Source organism: Marinobacter denitrificans, from assembly GCF_008795955.1.
In the GTDB taxonomy this organism is placed as follows: domain Bacteria; phylum Pseudomonadota; class Gammaproteobacteria; order Pseudomonadales; family Oleiphilaceae; genus Marinobacter; species Marinobacter denitrificans.
In genome coordinates, this window is record NZ_VMHN01000005.1 from 1 (window position 1) to 20,053 (window position 20,053).

19 protein-coding genes are annotated in these 20,053 nt (G+C 58.3%); 5 read left to right on the plus strand and 14 right to left on the minus strand.

The genetic code is table 11. The annotated features are described in order from the left end of the window. Positions 1 to 133: 133 nt before the first annotated feature. The 14 genes from FO268_RS14710 to FO268_RS14780 all read right to left on the minus strand — a co-directional run bounded on the left by FO268_RS14710 (position 134) and on the right by FO268_RS14780 (position 13,447). On the minus strand, positions 134 to 649 hold the full coding sequence (locus FO268_RS14710) for a hypothetical protein (protein ID WP_150994068.1): 516 nt from the start codon (positions 647 to 649) through the stop codon (positions 134 to 136). A gap of 124 nt (positions 650 to 773) precedes the next feature. Continuing rightward, complete coding sequence (locus FO268_RS14715) at positions 774 to 1,058, minus strand: hypothetical protein (protein WP_150994069.1); 285 nt, start codon at positions 1,056 to 1,058, stop codon at positions 774 to 776. 101 nt (positions 1,059 to 1,159) lie between these two features. Beyond that, entirely contained in the window at positions 1,160 to 1,486 is a 327-nt protein-coding gene (locus FO268_RS14720; RefSeq protein ID WP_150994070.1) for a hypothetical protein, read from the minus strand. 515 nt (positions 1,487 to 2,001) lie between these two features. Then, entirely contained in the window at positions 2,002 to 2,343 is a 342-nt protein-coding gene (locus FO268_RS14730) for a hypothetical protein (RefSeq protein ID WP_150994072.1), read from the minus strand. 109 nt (positions 2,344 to 2,452) lie between these two features. After that, complete coding sequence (locus FO268_RS14735) at positions 2,453 to 2,737, minus strand: hypothetical protein (RefSeq protein ID WP_150994069.1); 285 nt, start codon at positions 2,735 to 2,737, stop codon at positions 2,453 to 2,455. Positions 2,738 to 2,863: 126 nt separating this feature from the next. Further along, positions 2,864 to 3,163 (minus strand): antibiotic biosynthesis monooxygenase family protein, encoded by a 300-nt coding sequence (locus FO268_RS14740; RefSeq protein WP_225316741.1) that lies wholly within the window; start codon positions 3,161 to 3,163, stop codon positions 2,864 to 2,866. Positions 3,164 to 3,596: 433 nt separating this feature from the next. Further along, positions 3,597 to 5,279, minus strand: a complete 1,683-nt coding sequence (locus tag FO268_RS14745; RefSeq protein WP_227716502.1) for an AMP-binding protein — start codon at positions 5,277 to 5,279, stop codon at positions 3,597 to 3,599. 75 nt (positions 5,280 to 5,354) lie between these two features. Then, positions 5,355 to 5,933: a peroxidase-related enzyme gene (locus FO268_RS14750; RefSeq protein WP_150994075.1), complete on the minus strand. Its 579-nt coding sequence runs from the start codon at positions 5,931 to 5,933 to the stop codon at positions 5,355 to 5,357. A gap of 145 nt (positions 5,934 to 6,078) precedes the next feature. Continuing rightward, the gene (locus tag FO268_RS14755) at positions 6,079 to 6,987 is read right to left on the minus strand and encodes a hydroxymethylglutaryl-CoA lyase (protein ID WP_150994076.1); all 909 of its coding nucleotides are present in this window, start codon (positions 6,985 to 6,987) and stop codon (positions 6,079 to 6,081) included. After that, a complete protein-coding gene (locus FO268_RS14760) occupies positions 6,987 to 8,990 on the minus strand; it encodes an acetyl/propionyl/methylcrotonyl-CoA carboxylase subunit alpha (protein WP_150994077.1) in 2,004 nt (667 codons plus the stop codon). The genes FO268_RS14755 and FO268_RS14760 overlap by 1 nt, the downstream gene beginning before the upstream one ends. Then, complete coding sequence (locus FO268_RS14765; RefSeq protein WP_150994078.1) at positions 8,990 to 9,796, minus strand: enoyl-CoA hydratase-related protein; 807 nt, start codon at positions 9,794 to 9,796, stop codon at positions 8,990 to 8,992. Before FO268_RS14765 ends, FO268_RS14760 begins: the two co-directional genes overlap by 1 nt. A 14-nt stretch (positions 9,797 to 9,810) precedes the next feature. Then, positions 9,811 to 11,418 (minus strand): carboxyl transferase domain-containing protein, encoded by a 1,608-nt coding sequence (locus FO268_RS14770; protein ID WP_150994079.1) that lies wholly within the window; start codon positions 11,416 to 11,418, stop codon positions 9,811 to 9,813. 256 nt (positions 11,419 to 11,674) lie between these two features. After that, on the minus strand, positions 11,675 to 12,841 hold the full coding sequence (locus FO268_RS14775) for an isovaleryl-CoA dehydrogenase (RefSeq protein WP_150994080.1): 1,167 nt from the start codon (positions 12,839 to 12,841) through the stop codon (positions 11,675 to 11,677). A gap of 165 nt (positions 12,842 to 13,006) precedes the next feature. Then, a complete protein-coding gene (locus FO268_RS14780) occupies positions 13,007 to 13,447 on the minus strand; it encodes a MerR family transcriptional regulator (RefSeq protein WP_150994081.1) in 441 nt (146 codons plus the stop codon). A 581-nt stretch (positions 13,448 to 14,028) separates the two neighbouring features. Between FO268_RS14780 and FO268_RS14785 the strand changes: the two genes are divergently transcribed. The 5 genes from FO268_RS14785 to FO268_RS14805 all read left to right on the plus strand — a co-directional run bounded on the left by FO268_RS14785 (position 14,029) and on the right by FO268_RS14805 (position 20,049). Next, positions 14,029 to 14,844, plus strand: coding sequence for a PilZ domain-containing protein (locus FO268_RS14785; RefSeq protein WP_150994082.1), 816 nt, complete (start codon positions 14,029 to 14,031; stop codon positions 14,842 to 14,844). A gap of 63 nt (positions 14,845 to 14,907) precedes the next feature. Next, positions 14,908 to 16,536, plus strand: a complete 1,629-nt coding sequence (locus FO268_RS14790; RefSeq protein WP_150994083.1) for an acyl-CoA synthetase — start codon at positions 14,908 to 14,910, stop codon at positions 16,534 to 16,536. A gap of 189 nt (positions 16,537 to 16,725) precedes the next feature. Next, positions 16,726 to 17,487: an SDR family NAD(P)-dependent oxidoreductase gene (locus FO268_RS14795; protein ID WP_150994084.1), complete on the plus strand. Its 762-nt coding sequence runs from the start codon at positions 16,726 to 16,728 to the stop codon at positions 17,485 to 17,487. 32 nt (positions 17,488 to 17,519) lie between these two features. Continuing rightward, entirely contained in the window at positions 17,520 to 18,671 is a 1,152-nt protein-coding gene (locus FO268_RS14800; RefSeq protein WP_150994085.1) for an acyl-CoA dehydrogenase family protein, read from the plus strand. Positions 18,672 to 18,867: 196 nt separating this feature from the next. After that, the gene (locus tag FO268_RS14805; protein ID WP_150994086.1) at positions 18,868 to 20,049 is read left to right on the plus strand and encodes a thiolase family protein; all 1,182 of its coding nucleotides are present in this window, start codon (positions 18,868 to 18,870) and stop codon (positions 20,047 to 20,049) included. Positions 20,050 to 20,053 lie beyond the last annotated feature (4 nt).

Genomic DNA, 20,053 nt, shown 5'->3' on the forward strand with positions numbered 1-20,053 from the left:
TGTGAGTGCCTGACAGCCCCACGAGACTAGCGAAGCAGGCGTTCTCGCTCATGGGTTTAAGTTGGCCGCTGGCGCGGCCAAAAAAATGACTATTGCCTATTGATCCCGAGAAGGCTCATATGTGTTAACAGGTCTATGATTCAGCGACATATTTTCGGTGCCACGAATGAATTTCACTGCCAGTACGTAAGGTAGCAAAATACGGTAACGACACGATGAAATATAGTGAACGCTCAAGAAGGCTATCGAATACAAAAATTGATGAAAGCAGCAGGTAGCCGATGCCTAATAATGCCCCCGCGAGCAAGGAGCTGACCCAAATATTTGAAACTACTAAACACGGGTACTTTGAGGCCGCTACCGCTACAAGAGGGTCATCGATATCGCGCAACACATTAAAAGCTCGACTTGTTGAAAACCAAGCAGTGACCCCAGAGCCGATGTATAGAACAAGAAGTACAACCTGGAGAGACTCTAGAGAGCTGAACTCGACGTTTAAAAACGGCACGCCCGGAAGAGCCCTGCCTTCATCCATATGTCCCAAGTAATGCACTATTCCCGCAACAAGAAGCCCCAGAAAAATTGAACGCTGGGTAAGCTTCAGAGACTCACGAAAATTCTCGACCTGGATGCTCTGAACGTGACTCAATGCTCCCTCCCTGGGAACTGCTAACGCCTTGGTTTAGCGGCGCACATGTAGCGCAGCGAAATGGGCGTCCGGTGGAGGGCCAAAGGCCCGGAACGTACTACAACAAATTGTTAAAATGTCTCGATCAAGACAGCTTGAAGTACACCAGCGCCCCAACTGGAATCACAACGAAAAAGTACAGGGTGAGGCGAACCCAATCCCGAGCCATAGTCCAGATGAACGCGGGCAAAAGTACGTAAACGCCCACACCAAGAAAGAAAAACCACAGAACTATGGCCACGTCTGCGACCCTTGCAGCCAAATAATTGCCTGTGGCTGCATAGGAAAACATCACGATCGCGACAACCGCGGTGAATATGTAAAAACCTCTCGCCCAAAGGCGGAAAACTCTATCTTTTATATCGCTCATCTATACTTTTAACGCGAAGCTTAGCGGCGCCCTTGTAATGGAGGCGAAGCCGCAATGAAAAGGGCGTCCGGCGGCCATCGGCCGCGTACTACAGCGCCTTGTTAAACGGTTCCCCTAGAGCTCAAGAGCCGGCCACTTACCGCTGAAAGCATGATGATTAGAGCCGACCAAATTACCAAGAACGTATGGGGATGGAAAACCAGAACACCGACCAAGACAACCGTTGCGATGAGTACGTTCAGACCAAGAAGTACCAACTGATATTTCGTTTTTTGGGAACGAATTGAGACCACCAGTAGCCCTCCGCAGAAAAACATAGCGATGCCAAAAATGACAGCAGGAATATTCCCCACTGCAGCTACGATGACAGGTACAGACACGCCGACCATAAGTCCACCGCAGAGAGCTATTGGAATTTTTGGACTCACGACATTTCCTTAGGCAATACGTTTAACGCTGAATGTTAAGCGGCGCCTGCGAAGCGCAGCGTAGTAGGCGTCCGGCGGACGGCCGCCAGGCCGGTAGCGAACTTGAACGATTGGTTATACACAAGGCTACCAGCCCCACCAACGCTCGACCCTGACAATACCGCGCCAGATACCCCCGAGAATAGATGGAAACAGTTGCGGGAGTAGCAACGCCAACACAGCAAAAATGATGATACAGGCGACAAGGTAGGTACTGCTGAGAAACCCACCCCAGTACGCGAGTTCTTTGTTAACCCCGAGCCAGATAAACGCTGCGGTCGGGACAGAGAAAAACAGAGATGCGAAGAGGCTGATCAACCTTGATTCAATTGGCCCACCTTGGCCGCGATTCCTTGCCATTTTCTGTGACTACTCCTTGTGTATAACGCCGAAGCACAGCGGCGACCTTGGAGTGGCGACGAAGGAGCCACGTAAAGGGCGTCCGGCGGCCACCGGCCGCGAACTGCTGCGCCTTGTTATGCACGCTGAGCCACCTTGCGCGAAGCCACGATGAAAATGATTAGCGGCAGCCATACCAAAATAGCCAGAATTGCCGCTTTGAAGCTATAGGGTGCAAACATTAGCCCGTAGACCGCCCACGCTGGAAGGTTGAGCCAGGCCGACACAATGTCAGATGCCCAAAACCCCTGACAGTGAAAACCAATCACCATTGCATCGGTAAGATAGCAACCAACAGATTCAGCGGTCAGCGCACCACGCCCGATGAATAATGCGACGAGGATATCTGCTAACACTGCCAAACCGATCAATGTCAGCGCTCCGCCTGATAATTTTTTAGCGATTGACCAGTTCATCATCCTGCATAACGCCTTGGTTTAGCGGCGCACATGTAGCGCAGCGAAATGGGCGTCCGGTGGAGGGCCAAAGGCCCGGAACGTACTACAACAAATTGTTAAAATGTCTCGATCAAGACAGCTTGAAGTACACCAGCGCCCCAACTGGAATCACAACGAAAAAGTACAGGGTGAGGCGAACCCAATCCCGAGCCATAGTCCAGATGAACGCGGGCAAAAGTACGTAAACGCCCACACCAAGAAAGAAAAACCACAGAACTATGGCCACGTCTGCGACCCTTGCAGCCAAATAATTGCCTGTGGCTGCATAGGAAAACATCACGATCGCGACAACCGCGGTGAATATGTAAAAACCTCTCGCCCAAAGGCGGAAAACTCTATCTTTTATATCGCTCATCTATACTTTTAACGCCAATGTTAAGCGGCGACCTTTTTGGAGCGCAGTGGAGAAAAGGGCGTCCGGTGGACGGCCGTCAGGCCGGGAACGAACTTGAACGACTGGTTACAAAGCAAGTGCACCCGTTTACCCCCGCTGCTCTGACGAAATCTGATGTTCGATGACCTCATAGTGCTGCACAGAAAGGTCAGGCTCAAGCTCGTAAACCTCATCTTCCGGGTACAACCGAGCCTGTGAAATATCGTTGCCAGCAAACGCCTTGATAGACTCCAGGTTGTCCCAGTACGTGATGAGGGTAAGCTCTATTTTGGCGACCAGTGAACGACGGAAAATTTGAGCACCGAGAAAGCCAGGTGTTGCAGACGAATCCTTGATGCCGGTTTCGTAGAGGTAGCTTGTGAACCCTTCACTATGTGCTTCAGGCACTCGGCATTTCCATTCCCTGGCGATCATTACTGCTCAATCTCCCTTGATTTGTAACAGCGTATTATACGAACGCGTTCGTATATCCCCCATTCGTATAATTCCAATTTCAGCCGCCCAGACGACCTCCAAAAATGTTTTTAAAACAACAGCTAACCAAGATTCGCCATAGCTACCGCCGAAGTTATACGCCCTGCTTGGTCTGCGCTTCTCCCTCTAAGGAGGGCGTATAATTCCAAAGCATTAAAATTCAGCTTTAACAGTATCAGATACTTATAAAGGTTTCCCGCCCCTTCCTTGGAGTTTTGCGAACCGGTTCGTATAACTCCGGACCGCTACAGCCCTTGCATGCTCCCGGCTTCTCTGGGAGCGCACATAAAGCACAAACCCCAGCACATAGCTGGGGCTTGAAGCAGGAACGGAATGGAGGAGAGGCCTACTTCTTCAACCCCATCTCCTCAATAGAAATCTCCCGCATTTTGAACTTCTGGATCTTCCCGGTGACCGTCATGGGGAATTCATCCACGAACTTGTAGTTCCTGGGGATCTTGAAGTGGGCGATCTTGCCTTTGCAGAATTCCCGCAGTTCGTCGCCGGTGACCTGGTCGGCATCCGGGGCCAGTTTTACCCAGGCGATGAGCTCTTCGCCGTACTTGTCGTCGGGGATGCCGGTTACCTGCACTTCCTCGATGGCGGGGTGGGTGTAGAGGAATTCCTCGATTTCTTTCGGGTAGATGTTCTCGCCGCCGCGGATGACCATGTCTTTGATGCGACCGACGATCTGGATGTAGCCTTCTTCGTCCATGGTGGCCAGGTCGCCGGTGTGCATCCAGCCGGCTTCGTCGATGGCCTCATTGGTTTTTTCTTCGTTGTTCCAGTATCTCAGCATCACACTATAGCCGCGGGTGCAGAGCTCGCCGGTTTCGCCCCGGGGCAGGATGTTGCCGGTGCCGGGGTCGACGATCTTGGTTTCCAGGTGCGGCTGGGTGCGGCCCACGGTGGTTACCTGCTTCTCGAACGGGTCGAGGGAGCTGGTCTGGGTGGACACCGGGCTGGTTTCGGTCATGCCGTAGGCGATCTGAACTTCTTTCATGTTCATCTTGCCGTTGACCTTTTTCATCACTTCCGCCGGGCAGATGGAGCCGGCCATGATGCCGGTGCGCAGGCTGGAGAGGTCGTAGCTTTCAAACTCCGGCTCGGCCAGTTCGGCGATGAACATGGTGGGCACGCCGTAAAGGGCGGTGGCCTTTTCCTGGTGCACCGCCTGCAGTACGGATTTGGGCTCGAAGCCTTCACCCGGGTAGATCATGGTGGAGCCGTGGGTGATGCAGCCCAGGTTGCCCATTACCATGCCGAAGCAGTGGTACAGGGGAACGGGGATGACCAGGCGGTCTTTCTCGGTCAGGCGCTGGCTCTCGCCCACAAAGTATCCGTTGTTGAGGATGTTGTGGTGGGTGAGGGTGGCGCCTTTGGGGTTGCCGGTGGTGCCGGAGGTAAACTGGATGTTGATGGGGTCATCAAACTGCAGCACGCTCTGGCGCTTGTCCAGTTGCTGCTGGGTGACGTCGTCGGCCTTGCCGAGGAAGTAGCTCCAGGTCCACATGCCTTCGTGGCTGCGCTTGTCGAGGTTGATCACGCCTTCGAGCTTTTCAAGGCGCCGGGACTTGAGCTTGCCGGGTTGGCTGGCGTGCAGTTCCGGCGCCAGTTCGTAGATCATCTTGCGGTAGTCGGAGGTTTTGAAGCTGTCCGCCGAGACCAGAAAGCGTATGCCAGCCAGGTTGAGGGCGTATTCCAGTTCGTGCACGCCGTAGGCCGGGTTGATGTTTACAAGGATGGCGCCAACCTTGGCGGTGGCGAACTGGGTGACGGTCCACTCGTAGCGGTTGGGGGACCAGATGCCCACCCGGTCGCCGCGTTCAACGCCGATGGCCATGAAGGCCCGGGCCGCTTCGTTGACCTTTTCCAGGAATTCCTTGTAGGTCCAGCGGATGTCCTGGTGTAGGGAGACCAGTGCTTCGGTGTCTGGATACTTCTCGGCGGTGCGGTCGAGCATTTCGCCGATGGTCATGCCCAGCAGTGGGCTTTCTGAGGTGCCACTGGTATAGCTTGGGAGAGTCATGCTCATTATCTCTACCTCCGTTGTTCTTGTATTTGGAAACGTTGTTGTATTCGAGGGCGAGCAGGGTCGAACCTGCTAGCGACTCTGGCTGTGATATTCCGGGTTTGGTTGCATATCGCTGGCGATGGCCACGCGATTGGACATGTTGTAGAAGCCGATCAGGTTGCTCAGGTCCCAGATGCCGCGGTCACTGAGGCCGGCATCCCGCAGGGCCTGGATGTGTTCTTCGGTGACGGTGGCCGGGGAGCGGGTGAGGTGCGATGCAAAGTCCAGCATCGCCCGCTGGCGCTTGTCGAGATTGGCGGTGCGGTAGTTCATCACCATGTGCTCGCCCAGTTGAGGGTCACCACTTAATACGCGAACGGCGGCGCCGTGGGCTACCAGGCAGTAGAAGCATTTGTTCTCGGAGGACACCACCACGGCGACCATTTCCCGCTCGAGTTTGCTGAGTTCGCCTTCGCCCATCATCAGTTCGTTGTAGAGGCGGGTGAAGCCTTCGAGTTGTTTGAGGTTCTGGCTGTAGGCGGTGAGCACATTGGGGATCATGCCGAGTTTTTCCTGGCAGATCTGGAAGTACTTCTGGGTGTCTTCTGGCATGTCTTTGATCTCCGGGATTGGGAGATCCAGGGCTACTACATTCTTGGTCTGGGTCATTGAAAAACGCTCCTAGCCTGTTAATTGAGTGCTTTGGGGAGCGGGCCCGGTTGCCCGGGACACGCCGTTAATACGTCCATGTAGGCTCGTAAAAAACATCCCTGTTTTTTACGGTCCCGGGCAACCGGGCCCGCTCCCCATTTGATCATTTGCAGTTACCGCCCAGGGCTTGGCCTACTTTTGAGCCGTTTTGGCGATTCAGCTGTGCGCTTATCCATTCGCCGGTTGCCACTAATTTGTCCAGATCGACGCCTGTTTTTATGCCCAGACCGTTAAGCAGGTATAGCACGTCTTCTGTTGCCACGTTGCCGGAGGCGCCCTTGGCGTAGGGGCAGCCGCCGAGGCCGGCTACGGAGGCGTCGATAACCGAAATGCCTTCTTCCAGTACGGCGTAGAGGTTTGCCAGCGCCTGGCCGTAGGTGTCGTGGAAGTGGGCGGCCAGTTTTTCGATGGGTACCTCGGCGGCGACGGCTTCGAGCATGCGTTTTGCCTTCAACGGAGTGCCAACGCCGATGGTGTCGCCCAGGGAGATTTCGTAGCAGCCGAGTTCGGCCAGGGCTTTGGCAACCTTGGCGACCTGTTCGGGGGCGATGTCGCCTTCGTAGGGGCAGCCGAGGACGGTGGAGACGTAGCCGCGGACCGGTATGTGGTGCTGTTTGGCGGCTTCCATCACCGGCAGGAAGCGTTCGAGGCTTTCGGCGATGGAGCAGTTGATGTTTTTCTGGCTGAAGGATTCGGACGCAGCGCCGAAGACAGCCACTTCGTCCACCCCGGCCGCGAGGGCGTTTTCGAAGCCCTTGAGGTTGGGGGTGAGTACGGAGTAGCGCACGCCGGGTTTGCGTTTGATGCCGGCCATGACGTCGGTGGCGTCGCCCATCTGCGGGACCCATTTCGGGGACACGAAGCTGGCGGATTCGATGTGGTTGAGGCCGCAGTCGGCCAGCCGTTCGATGAGCTCGGTTTTGATGGCGGTGTCGATCACCGGGCCGGGCTCGTTCTGCAGGCCGTCCCGGGGGCTCATTTCAACCAGTCGTACTTTTTGGGGAAAGGCCATTATCCTGCCTCCTTCTCCGCGTCTGCGGTGACTTCAATAGCGATCAGTTCGGCGCCTTCGGATACCTGGTCGCCTTCGGCGAAGAAAATGTCGGTTACGACGCCGTCAGCCGGGGCTTTGATGGCGTGTTCCATTTTCATGGCTTCCATGATCACCAGGCTCTGGCCAGCCCTAACGGTGTCGCCCACCTTGGCCTGGACGGCAACGATGGCGCCGTTCATGGGGGCGGCCAGGCTGCCTTCGCCGGCCATTTCTTCGAAGCCGTAGGTTTCCCGGTACAGAATGCACTGGAAGGTGTCGCCTTCGTAGAAGAGTACCAGTTGGTCGTTGTGCAGGTTGCCGTGGATGCTGATGCGGTGGCCGTTGATGACGGCCTGCAGGTAGTCGTCGTCCAGGCGGGCGGTGAGGTTGTACACGCTGCCACCAACGAACACCTGGTAGCGGTCGTCCCGCTCCAGCACCTTGAGTTCGTGGATGTCGTCACCCACCTGCAGTTGCAGGGGCTGGGCGTATTCAGAGTTCATGCGCCAGCTGTTCTGGCGGCCGAAGGGCGACCAGGGGTCGGTGCTGATTACTTCCCGGGATTTGCGCTGTTCCAGCACGAAGCCGGCGGCCAGTACCAGGGCTTTGTGGGTGTCGAGTTTGGATTTCGGGAACAGCAGTTCGCGGTGTTTTTCGATAAACCCGGTGGTCAGCTCCGCTTCCCGGAACGGCTGGGCATCGGCCAGGGCATGGAGGAAGCGGATGTTGGTTTTGACGCCAGCAATCCGGTAATGCTCCAGGGCCTGGACCATGCGGTTGATGGCCTGGTCCCGGGTTTCGTCCCACACGATGAGCTTGGCGATCATCGGGTCGTAGTGGATGCTGATGTCGTCGCCTTCGGTGACGCCTGTATCCACTCGCACATGCGCGCTCTCATCAGGAGTACTCAGGTAACGCAGGTTGCCGGTGGCGGGCAGGAAGTCCTGGTCCGGGTCTTCGGCGTAGATGCGCGCCTCCAGGGCGTGGCCCCGGGTTTTCACCTGGGACTGTTCCAGCGGCAGCGGGTCGCCCCAGGCCACTTTCAACTGCCATTCCACCAGGTCCTGGCCGGTGACCATTTCGGTGACCGGGTGCTCTACCTGCAGGCGGGTGTTCATTTCCATGAAGAAGAAGGAGCCGTCCACGTCGTAGAGGAATTCCACGGTGCCGGCGCCCACGTAGTTGATGGCCTGGGCGGCTTTGACGGCGGCTTCGCCCATGGCCTTGCGGGTGTCGTCGCTCAGGCCGGGTGCCGGGGCCTCTTCCAGTACTTTCTGGTGGCGGCGCTGTACGGAACAATCCCGCTCGGCCAGGTACACGCCTTTGCCGCTTTTGTCGCAGAACACCTGGATTTCCACGTGGCGTGGCTGGGTCAGGTAGCGTTCGATGAGCATGTCAGGGTTGCCGAAGGCGTTCTTCGATTCCCGTTTGGCGGCGGCCAGGGCGTCATCAAATTCTTCCATGCGCTCAACCACCCGCATGCCTTTACCACCACCACCGGCAACGGCTTTGAGCAGCAGCGGGAAGCCGCATTTCTCGGCTTCCTTGCGCAGGGTGTCCGGGGACTGGTCGTCACCGTGGTAACCGGGCACCAGGGGCACGCCGGCTTTTTCCATGATGGATTTGGCTGCGGATTTGGAGCCCATCGCCGCGATGGCGGAGGAGGGCGGGCCGATGAACACGATGTTGTTGGCTTCGCAGGCTTCGGCGAACTGGGTGTTCTCGGAGAGAAAACCGTAGCCCGGGTGAACGGCCTGGGCACCGCTTTCTTTCGCCACTTCGATGATCTTGTCGGCTTTCAGGTAGCTCTCGGAGCTGGGGGCCGGGCCGATGTTGAAGGCTTCGTCGGCCATCGCCACGTGCCGTGCGTCGGCGTCGGCGTCAGAATAGACGGCGACGACACGGATGCCCATGCGATGGGCGGTCTGTATGATCCGGCAGGCGATTTCGCCGCGGTTGGCGATCAGGATTTTGCTGAACATTAGTCTTCCTCCGGAACCCAGTTGGCTTTGCGCTTGTTCAGGAAGGCATTGAGCCCTTCCTGCCCTTCGGCACCCACCCGGATGTCCGCGATGCGTTGTGCGGTGTCGTCGATGACGTCGTTGCCGATGACCTTGTGGCTGACAGCGAACACCAGGTCCTTGGCCGCCTGCATGGCTTCAGGGCCGTTGAGGGCAAGCTGCAGCAGCAGCTCATCACAGCGGCGCTCCATGGCGTCCACGTCGTCACACACTTCGTGTACCAGGCCGAAGTGTTCGGCTTGCCGGGCGGTGAAGATTTCGGCTGTAATGAAATAGCGGCGGGCCTGGCGTTCGCCAATGGCGCGGACCACGTAGGGGCTGATCACCGCCGGAATCAGGCCGAGTTTGACTTCACTCAGGCAGAAGCTGGCTTTTTCGGTGGCGAGCACGATGTCGCAGCAGGCAGCCAGGCCCACAGCGCCGCCAAAGGCCGCGCCCTGCACTAGCCCGATCACCGGCTTGCCGAGGTGGTTCAGGGTGTTCATCAGCCGCGCCAGTTCCCGCGAGTCGTCCAGGTTTTCCTGGCGGGTGTTGTCCGCCATGCGGCGCATCCAGCCCAGGTCTGCCCCGGCGGAGAAGTGCTTGCCCTCGGAGCGCAGGATCACGATGTTGGTTTTGTCGTCGGCGTTCACTTTTTCCAGCGCGTTGATCAGCTGCTGGATAATCACGTCGTCGAAGGCGTTGCGTTTGTCCGGCCGGTTGAGCACCACTTCGGTGACACCCTCGGCGCGTTGGTTGAGCAGTACCGCTGATTCCTGATCGGTCATGGCGTTGTCCTCCGTTACATGCGGAACACGCCGAAGCGTGTTGGCTTGGCCGGGCGATTAAGGGTGGCGGACAGGCTCAGGGCGACCACTTCGCGGGTCTGGGCCGGGTCGATCACGCCGTCGTCCCACAGGCGGGCGCTGGCGTAGTAGGGGTGGCCCTGGTGTTCGTAGGAGTCGACGATGGGTTTCTTGAATTCTGCCTCTTCATCGGTGCTCCACTCCTGGCCCTTTCGCTCCATGCCTTCGCGCTTGACGGTCGCCAGTACGCCTGCGGCCTGTTCGCCGCCCATCACTGAGATGCGGGCGTTGGGCCACATCCACAGGAAGTCGGGGCTGTAGGCGCGGCCGCACATGCCGTAGTTGCCCGCGCCAAAAGACCCACCGATCAGTACGGTAATCTTGGGCACTTCGGCACAGGCCACAGCCATCACCATCTTGGCGCCGTGCTTGGCGATGCCTTCAGCCTCGTGTTTCTGGCCCACCATGAAGCCGGTGATGTTCTGCAGGAACAGCAGCGGGATGTTGCGCTGGCAGCAGAGTTCAATAAAGTGCGCGCCTTTCTGGGCGGACTCGCTGAACAGGATGCCGTTGTTGGCAATAATGCCCACCGGGTAGCCGTGGATATGGGCAAAGCCGGTGACCAGGGTCTGGCCGTAGTAGCGTTTGAATTCATCGAATTCGGAGCCGTCGACGATGCGGGCGATGACGTCGCGCACATCGAACTGTTTGCGAAGGTCGGTGCCGACGATGCCGTAGATTTCTTCGGCGTTGAACAGTGGCGCCTTGGGCTTGCGGATCTCCACGTCCGCCGGTTTGCGGCGGTTGAGATTGGAGATGCAGCGCCGGGCGATTTCCAGGGCGTGGGCGTCGTTTTCAGCGTAGTGGTCAGCCACGCCGGAGACTTTGCAGTGTACGTCGGCACCGCCCAGGTCTTCGGCGCTGACCACTTCACCGGTGGCGGCTTTGACCAGCGGCGGGCCGGCCAGGAAGATGGTGCCCTGGTTGCGCACGATGATGGATTCATCTGCCATGGCGGGTACGTAGGCACCGCCGGCGGTGCACAGGCCCATGACGACGGCGATCTGGGGGATGTCGTCGGCGGACATTCTCGCCTGGTTGTAGAAGATGCGGCCGAAGTGGTCGCGGTCCGGGAAGACTTCGTCCTGCCTGGGCAGGTTGGCGCCGCCGGAGTCTACGAGGTAGATGCAGGGCAGGCGGTTCTGCAGGGCAATTTCCTGGGCGCGGAGGTGTTTTTTAACCGTCAGCGGGTAGTAGCTGCCGCCTTTTACAGTGGCGTCGTTGGCGATGATCATGCATTCGGTCCCGGACACACGGCCTACGCCTGCGACAACGCCGGCGGCGGGGACTTCTTCGTCGTAGACGTTGTAGGCGGCGAACTGGCCTACTTCAAGAAACGGGGAGCCGTCGTCCAGGAGGCGGTTGATGCGCTCTCTCGGGAGCAATTTGCCGCGGGCAATGTGGCGTTCCTGGTAGGAGGGGCCGCCGCCCTGCTGGATGGTGGCTACCTTGTCCCGCAGGTCGGCCACGGCTTTGGCCATGGATTCCTGGTTGGCCTGGAATTCTTCGGACCTTGGGTTAACTTTGCTTTGGAGTACCGTCATAGCATTTTAGTCCGTGTGTCTGAGTCCGTGCGTCGGGTCTGGTGGCATGGCGCTCCAGACCCTCGTCTGAATTTGGTTGCTATCCGCTCTTTGTACTTCTGTTTGAGGGCAACTACCCAAGTTCGGGCGGTTGGCCGGGTGGGGCTTTCGGGAATGTCGTAGGCCAAGGATGGCCTACGTCAAGCGCACATGGATGTGCTCGTAGCGGTTCCCGAAAGCCCCACCCGGCCAACCGCCTCCACCCGGAACAGCGGGCCTAGTTGTTCAGGTACAGCTCACGACCGATCAGCATCCGGCGGATTTCGGACGTGCCGGCTCCGATTTCGTACAGTTTGGCGTCCCGCAACAGGCGTCCTGTCGGGTATTCGTTGATGTAACCGTTGCCGCCGAGCAGCTGGATGGCGTCCAGGGCCAGTTTGGTGGCCATTTCCGCGGAGTAGAGAATCGCGCCAGCAGCGTCTTTTCGGGTGGTGTTGCCGCGGTCGGCGGACATGGCGACCATGTAGACGTAGGACTTGGCGGTGTTCATCCAGGTGTACATGTCGGCGACTTTGCCCTGGACCAGTTCGAATTCGCCGATGGCCTGGCCGAACTGTTTGCGTTCGCGGATGTAGGGAACCACTACGTCCATGGCGGCCTGCATGATGCCCAGCGGGCCGCCGGAGAGAACGAGGCGCTCGTAGTCGAGGCCGCTCATGAGCACTTTGGCGCCGTTGCCGACGCCGCCCATGACGTTTTCCTTGGGTACCTTGGCGTCTTCAAACACCAGCTCACAGGTGTTGGAGCCGCGCATGCCCAATTTGTCGAGTTTCTGCGCCTGGCTGAATCCCGGGGTGTCGCGTTCGACGATGAAGGCGGTGATGCCCCTTGGGCCGGCGGCCGGGTCGGTTTTGGCGTAGATGACGTAGACGTTGGCATCCGGGCCGTTGGTGATCCACATTTTGCTGCCGTTGAGCACGTAGTGGTCGCCGGCGTCTTTGGCGCTGAGTTTCATGGAGACGACGTCGGAACCGGCGTTGGGTTCGGACATGGCCAGGGCGCCGATGTGTTCACCGCTGATGAGCTTGGGCAGGTACTTCTCTTTCTGCTCGTCGGTGCCGTTGCGGTTGATCTGGTTCACGCACAGATTGGAGTGTGCGCCGTAGGACAGGCCAACGGAAGCCGATGCACGGCTGATTTCTTCCATGGCGATTACGTGTGCAAGGTAGCCCATGCCGGAGCCGCCGTAGGCTTCATCGGCCGTAATACCCAGTAAGCCCATGTCGCCGAACTTTTTCCACAGGTCGTTCGGGAACAGGTTTTCGCGGTCAATATCTTCGGCGCGAGGGGCGATGTCCTTTGCGGCAAAGCCGTTGATCTGCTCCCGGAGCATATCGATGGTCTCGCCGAGGCCGAAGTTGAACTCTGAGTATGCTGATTTCATTGTTGGCTACCTTATGATCTTTTGACCTTCGCAGAGAGTTGGCTGACAAGGTGAGCGGGCAGGGCTTCCGAAACCGTGCGGAGCCATGGATGGCGGAGCCCGAGCGTACAGGGACGTATTTACAGCGTGTTTCGGAAGCCCTGCCCGCTTGCCTTGTCATTCCCGTTATTTCTGTTCAACTGGTTCTTCCGTCTTAGCTTTAGTCTGTTGGCGCTTTTTCTTCTGAAGCTCGGCGAGGGCTTCCCTGCACCGGGCTTCTGCCGTATCCATTTCCATTTCTGCCTGGGCGATGTCGTTTTTCTGCTGCTCGAGCTGGGCCCGCTTGTTTGCCAGGGTGTCCAGCATCAGCAGCAGCTGTTTTTCGTTGCCGCTGAGAGTTTCGTCCCACAGGTCGAACAGCTCCTTGGTTTCTGCCAGGGAGAAGCCCATGCGCTTGCCGCGCAGGATCAGCTTCAGGCGCACCCGGTCTTTTGAGCTGAAGATGCGGGTCTGCCCACGTCTGGTGGGGTGTAGCAGGCCCTGGTCTTCGTAAAAACGTACGCTTCGGGTGGTGACGTCGAACTCCTTGGCGAGTTCGCTGATGCTGTAAGTTTTCTTGATGTCCATGGCGGTTTCCTTTTTTAGACTTAGGTTAGATAAAGTTTACGTAAACGTAAAGTATTTTTCGGGCCCAATTTAAACCAGGAGAGTTGAACAGAAGAGGGTGATGAAGGGCGCTCAACGATGTGGAGCCCATTGTAACAGGGGGAGCTTCGGGCTGGGATGAGGGCGGGTGTCGCTGATTGCACCACTTAAAGGGTGCAATTTTCTTCGTACAGCCTCGTATAACGACGGTTCCGGCAGTGGGGTTCCATGCGCAAAATAGCGCCTGATTCGATTTTTTTATAACAGCTTTTGCTTTGTTGCGAAAACGAAATAGATAAAGCTCTTTCCGGTCCCCCCAGGCAGCTTTGGCCGATATAAACAGGTGGTCTTCTTCCGCAGCAGGCCTTGCGCGACCTGCCGTAGAGGATTATCTGTAGTCTTGGATTCCACAGTTAAAAAATAGACATGTATCTGCTTTATGTATTCCTGATTATGGTTTCGTAACCGGTATTTAACATCGAGTTGCGATAATTTGCTTGTGGTTGGAGCAGCGCGGAAATTTCCCGTGAATACCAATTGACGATCACGCAAGGGCCAGATTAATGAATACGGCATCAGTGGCACCGCACTTTGTCCGCGAATCCGAAGCGCAACAAAAGTACGCCCGGATAACTATTGCGGCCTGGCTGCATGTAAACCTCGACGGCAGGATACAGAAATTTCCGGTGGCTGAATTGTCAGCTGCCGGTTTTAGTGTGAGCGCGGGGCTGGAAGCCTTGCGGCTGCGTCAGGTTTACAATGGTCACCTGGTGTTCGAGGTTGATGGCTCTGATGTCTCCATCGACGTGAACTTTGTCCCGCGCAGTTTTGATTCGGTGAATGATCGCTGCGGGTGTGAGTTCCAGAACCTGGGGCATCGCGAGTTTTCAGCCCTGCGACACTTCATTACCGCCTCCCTCAGTGGTGAACTGGTTTCCGCCAATGACGTGCTCAGCACGCTATCCCGCAAAGACGTCGACAAGGCCCGCAAGGGTAAGGGCAGCGATGAGCCCGGTTTCTTCGGCATGCCTCGGGCCATGGTCGGCAGCGTGATCGTGATGCTTGTCGCTCTGTTTGCCATCAGCTTTGTGACCTCTGCGCTCTCGGACATCTATTTCATGACCAAGGCGGAGTCCGAGGCTGTTGCCACGTTCCACGCTGCTGAGTGGGCGAACGGGGAGGATCTGCTGGGCGACGACACATACAGTGTCAGTCAGGTTGACGTTGCCAGCTTGTCCGTTGAGGCAATTGAAGCCTTGCCGTTCGACGCCGGCGGGCGCCCAGGCAGTGTCCCCAATGATCACTTGTGGGCGCCGAGCCTGCCGGAGGTCGTCGTTCCGGAAGGCAGCCGGAATAGCGAAAGCATATCGGCTCCGTAGACTCGCCGAAACGTCTGCTGTGCCCTATAGTCAGGTGTTAAATAACAACACCAGGAGACCGGTATGAACTCCATCTTTGACACGGGCCTGCAACCAAACGACGCCAATCGAGCCACCCTGAGCCCACTGGATTTTCTGGCACGCACTGCCAGCGTTTACCCCGAATATCCGGCCGCGATTCATGGTCAGACACGCCGCAACTGGCAGGAAACCTATGAACGCTGCCGGCGCCTTGCCTCTGCGCTGTCGGCGAAGGGGGTGGGCAAGGGAAGTACGGTTGCGGCGATGCTGCCGAACATTCCCGAGATGCTGGAGTGCCATTTCGGTGTTCCCATGCTGGGCGCAGTACTGAATGCGCTTAACACTCGCCTGGACGCCAAGACCATTGCCTTTATGCTGGAACATGGCGAAGCCAGGGTGCTGATTGCCGACCGGGAATTTGGCGATGTGATCAATGAAGCCGTCGGGCTGCTGGATAATCCACCGCAGGTGATTGATGTGAACGATCCGGAGTTCGGCGGTGGTGGCACTCAGGTGAGTGACCTGGACTACGAAGATTTCCTGGCCAGTGGCGATCCCCAATTCGAATGGCAGATGCCGACGGATGAATGGGATGCCATTTCCCTGTGTTATACCTCCGGCACCACCGGCAATCCGAAAGGGGTGGTGTACCACCATCGTGGGGCCTATGAGAATGCCATGGGCAACCAGGCGGTATGGTCCATGGGCATGCACCCGGTGTACCTGTGGACGCTGCCGATGTTCCATTGCAATGGCTGGTGCTTCCCCTGGACCATCACTGCCTTTGCAGGCACCCATGTGTGCCTGCGTAAGGTGGACCCGGAGAAGATTCTGCAACTGATCAGCGAACACAAGGTCAGCCACATGTGTGGTGCGCCCATTGTGCTGAACACCCTGCTGGGTGCATCGGACGCCCTGAAATCCAGCTTCAGCCATACCGTGCAGGCAATGACGGCTGGCGCCGCACCCCCGGCCAAGGTTATCGAGGCCATTGAAGAAATGGGCATCCAGGTGACCCACGTATACGGCCTCACCGAGGTGTATGGCCCGGTCACCGTGTGTGCCTGGAAATCCGAATGGGACGACCTGCCGGTGGAAGACCGCGCCCGCATCAAGGCGCGGCAGGGGGTTCGTTACCATACCCTCGCTGGCATGATGGTGGGGGATCCGGACAGCATGGAGGCCGTGCCGAAAGACGGTAAAACCATCGGCGAGATCTTCCTGCGTGGCAACACCGTGATGAAGGGCTATCTGAAAAACCCAAAGGCTACTGAGGAAGCCCTGCGGGGAGGCTGGTTTCACACCGGCGACCTGGCGGTGTGGCATCCGGATGGCTACGCGGAGATCAAGGACCGCCTGAAGGATATTATTATCTCCGGCGGCGAGAACATCTCCACCATTGAAGTGGAAGACGTGCTCTACCGCCATCCCGATATTCTCGAAGCCGCCGTAGTGGCCAGGCCGGACGAAAAATGGGGCGAGACCCCCTGCGCCTTCGTGACACTGAAGCCGGAAGCCGGGGAAGTGAGTGAAGAGGACATCATTGCCTTCTGCCGCGAGCGGCTGGCGAAGTTCAAGGTGCCCAAGACCATTGTGTTCAGTGAACTGCCGAAAACCTCCACCGGCAAGATCCAGAAGTTCGTGTTGCGGGACGACGCCAAAAAGCTCTGAACGCCTGCAGTAAGCCCTGGGGCCGGATCGGTTTTGGCCCCAGGGTGTCAATTTTTATCAAATTTCCTGCTCGGTTATGTCATGGCGCCCAGGAGGTGACTGAGACAGACTGCCCCCATATCCAAATTCGAACTGTTCGCCGGCGGGCCTTTGCGGCTGCGCCGGCGGCTCTGATATCAGGAGATAACCATGGAATTTCAGGGTGTACCAGCAATAGTAACCGGTGGCGCTTCAGGTCTTGGCGAAGGTGCTGCCCGGGCGCTGGCTGCGGCCGGCTGTAAAGTAGCCATTTTTGACCTGCAGAAAGAGCAGGGCGAAGCCGTTGCAAAAGACATCGGCGGTGTATTCATCGAGTGTGACGTGTCTTCCGCCGATAGTGCTGAAGCTGCCGTAAAAGCGGCCCGTGACGCCCATGGCCTGTGTGGCATCGCGGTCAACTGTGCCGGCATTGCGCCAGCGGCCAAGATCCTCGGCAGGGACGGCCCCATGCCGCTGGAGAACTTTAACAAGGTTATCCAGGTCAACCTGATTGGCACCTTCAACATCATGCGCCTGGCCGCCGCCGACATGGCCCAGCGCGAGCCCAACGCCGATGGCGAACGCGGCGTGGTGATCAACACCGCTTCCGTTGCGGCCTTTGAAGGCCAGATCGGCCAGGCCGCCTACAGCGCCTCCAAGGGTGGCGTCGTCGCCATGACCCTGCAGTCCGCACGGGAGCTGGCGCGGGAAGGCATCCGCGTGAACACCATCGCCCCGGGCATCTTTATGACCCCGATGATGGCCGGCATGCCTCAGGAAGTGCAGGACAGCCTGGCCGCCACACTGCCGTTCCCCAAACGCCTGGGCAAGGCCGAGGAATTCGGCATGCTGGTGGACCAGATGGTGCGCAACCCGATTCTCAATGGCGAGGTAATCCGCCTCGATAACGCCCTGCGTATGGCGCCCCGGTAATTCTGGTGCCAAAGCAAGTGGAGGAAACACCCATGACCAGCGTTGTTGATAAAGAAGAACTCGAGATGTTCCGGGAGTCCGTCATCAAGGCCCTGGAAACCGAGGTAACTCCCCATTACGAAGCCTGGGAAAAATCCGGCATCGTACCCCGGGAACTCTGGAACACCCTGGGCAACGCCGGCATGCTGTGCGTCGACGTCCCGGAAGATTGGGGCGGCTGCGGCGCGCCCTTCCAGTACTCCGTTGTAGTGGGTGAAGAAATGGCCCGCATGGGTTTCGGCGCCCTGTCCACCAACGTCATGGTGCACTCCGACATCGTCGCCCCCTACCTCAGCCACATCGGCAACGAGGAACAGCGCCAGCACTGGCTGCCGAAAATGGTCTCCGGCGAAGCCGTCGGCGCCATCGCCATGACCGAACCCGGCGCCGGAAGCGATCTCCAGGCCATCCGCACCAGTGCCGTCAAAGACGGCGACGACTACATCCTCAACGGCTCCAAGACCTTCATCACCAACGGCCAACACGCCGACATGGTCATCGTCGCCGCCAAAACCGACCCTAAAGCGGGCGCACGAGGCATCAGCCTGTTCCTGGTAGATACCTCGTTGCCGGGCTACAGCAAAGGCCGCAACCTCGACAAAATCGGCCAGCACTCCGGCGATACCTCGGAACTCTTCTTCTCCGACATGCGCATCCCCGCCTCGGCACTGCTGGGCGAAGAAGGACAGGGCTTCATGTACCTGATGCGTGAATTGCCACGCGAACGCCTGGTCATAGGCGCTCTCGGCGTCGCCGCCGCCCGCGGCGCCCTGGACCTGACCATCGCCTACTCCCAGGAACGGGAACTGTTCGGCCAGAAACTGGCCCAACTGCAAAACACCCGCTTCGAAATCGCCCGCATGGAAACCGACTGCCGCGTGAACCGCGCCTTCGTCGACGAATGCATTGCCCTGTACGAAAAAGGCGAACTCGACGCTCCGACGGCTTCCATGGCCAAGTACAGCGCCACGGAAATGCAGTGCCGGGTAGCGGATGGTTGTCTGCAGTTGTTCGGTGGCTACGGTTACACCAGCGAATACCCGATTTCCAGAGCGTTTATCGATGCGAGGGTACAAAGAATCTACGGCGGTACATCCGAGGTGATGAAAGAAATCATCGCGAGGTCTGTTCTAGGCAAAGCGTGAACACAATCCTGAATCAGACCAGGAGATAACTCACAAGCCGGAAGCTGGGTGGCGTCCCTCCCCTCCGGGACAGTAAAAAACAGGGATGTTTTTTACGAGCCTACATGGACGTATTAACGGCGTGTCCCGGAGGGGAGGGGCGTCACCCAGCCAACTCCCGAGCTAGCAGTCTTACCGAACAAAGAGGGCACGAAAAATGTCAAACACAGAAGTAGTCATAGCAGGCTCCGCCCGAACCCCCATGGGTGGAATGATGGGCGACCTCAGCACCGTGCGTTCCCCGGACCTGGGCGCCACCTCCATCAAGGCAGCCATCGAAAGAAGCGGCCTGCAACCCGCTGACATCCAGGAAGTCATCATGGGCTGCGTACTGCCCGGCGGCCTCGGCCAGGCACCCGCGAGACAGGCCTCCCGCGCCTCCGGCATCCCGGATTCAACAGGCTGCACCACCATCAACAAAATGTGCGGCTCCGGCATGCAAGCCGTCATCATGGCCCACGACCAGATCAAAGCCGGCACCAACAACATCATGATTGCCGGCGGCATGGAAAACATGAGCCAGGCGCCTTATCTGCTGCCCAAAGCCCGCGCCGGTTATCGCATGGGCCACGGCCAGGTCATGGACTCCATGTTCCTCGACGGCCTTGAAGACGCCTACGAAGGCGGCCTCATGGGCGTATTCGCCCAGCGCACCGCCGACAAGTTCGACATCAGCCGCGAAGCCATGGACAACTTCGCCATCGCCTCCCTCGAGCGCTCCCTGGCGGCCATCAAGAACGGCGGCTTCGCCGACGAAATCACCCCCGTGACCGTCTCCGGTCGTGGCGGCGACACCGTTGTCGATACCGACGAACAACCCGGCAAAGCCAAACCCGAAAAAATCCCCCAGTTGAAGCCGGCCTTCGCCAAAGACGGCTCCGTGACCGCCGCCAACTCCAGCTCCATCAGCGACGGCGCCTCCGCCATGGTACTGGCCAGCCGCGAAGAAGCGGAAAAACGTGGCCTCACACCCCAGGCCCGCATTGTGGCCCACGCCACCCATGCCCGCCTGCCGGCCGAGTTCACACTCGCGCCCATCGGTGCCATCGAAAAAGTACTGAAAAAAGCCGGCTGGAGCCGCGACGACGTCGACCTGTTCGAGATCAACGAAGCCTTCGCGGTGGTCACCCTGGCGGCCATCAACGAACTCGGGCTCGACCCCGACAAGGTCAACGTCCACGGCGGCGCCTGTGCCCTGGGTCACCCCATCGGCTCCTCCGGTTCACGCATCATGGTCACCCTGATCAACGCCCTGAAACAGCGTGGCCTCAAGCGCGGTGTGGCATCCCTGTGCATTGGTGGCGGGGAAGGTACTGCGGTAGCGATCGAACTGCTGTAATCGC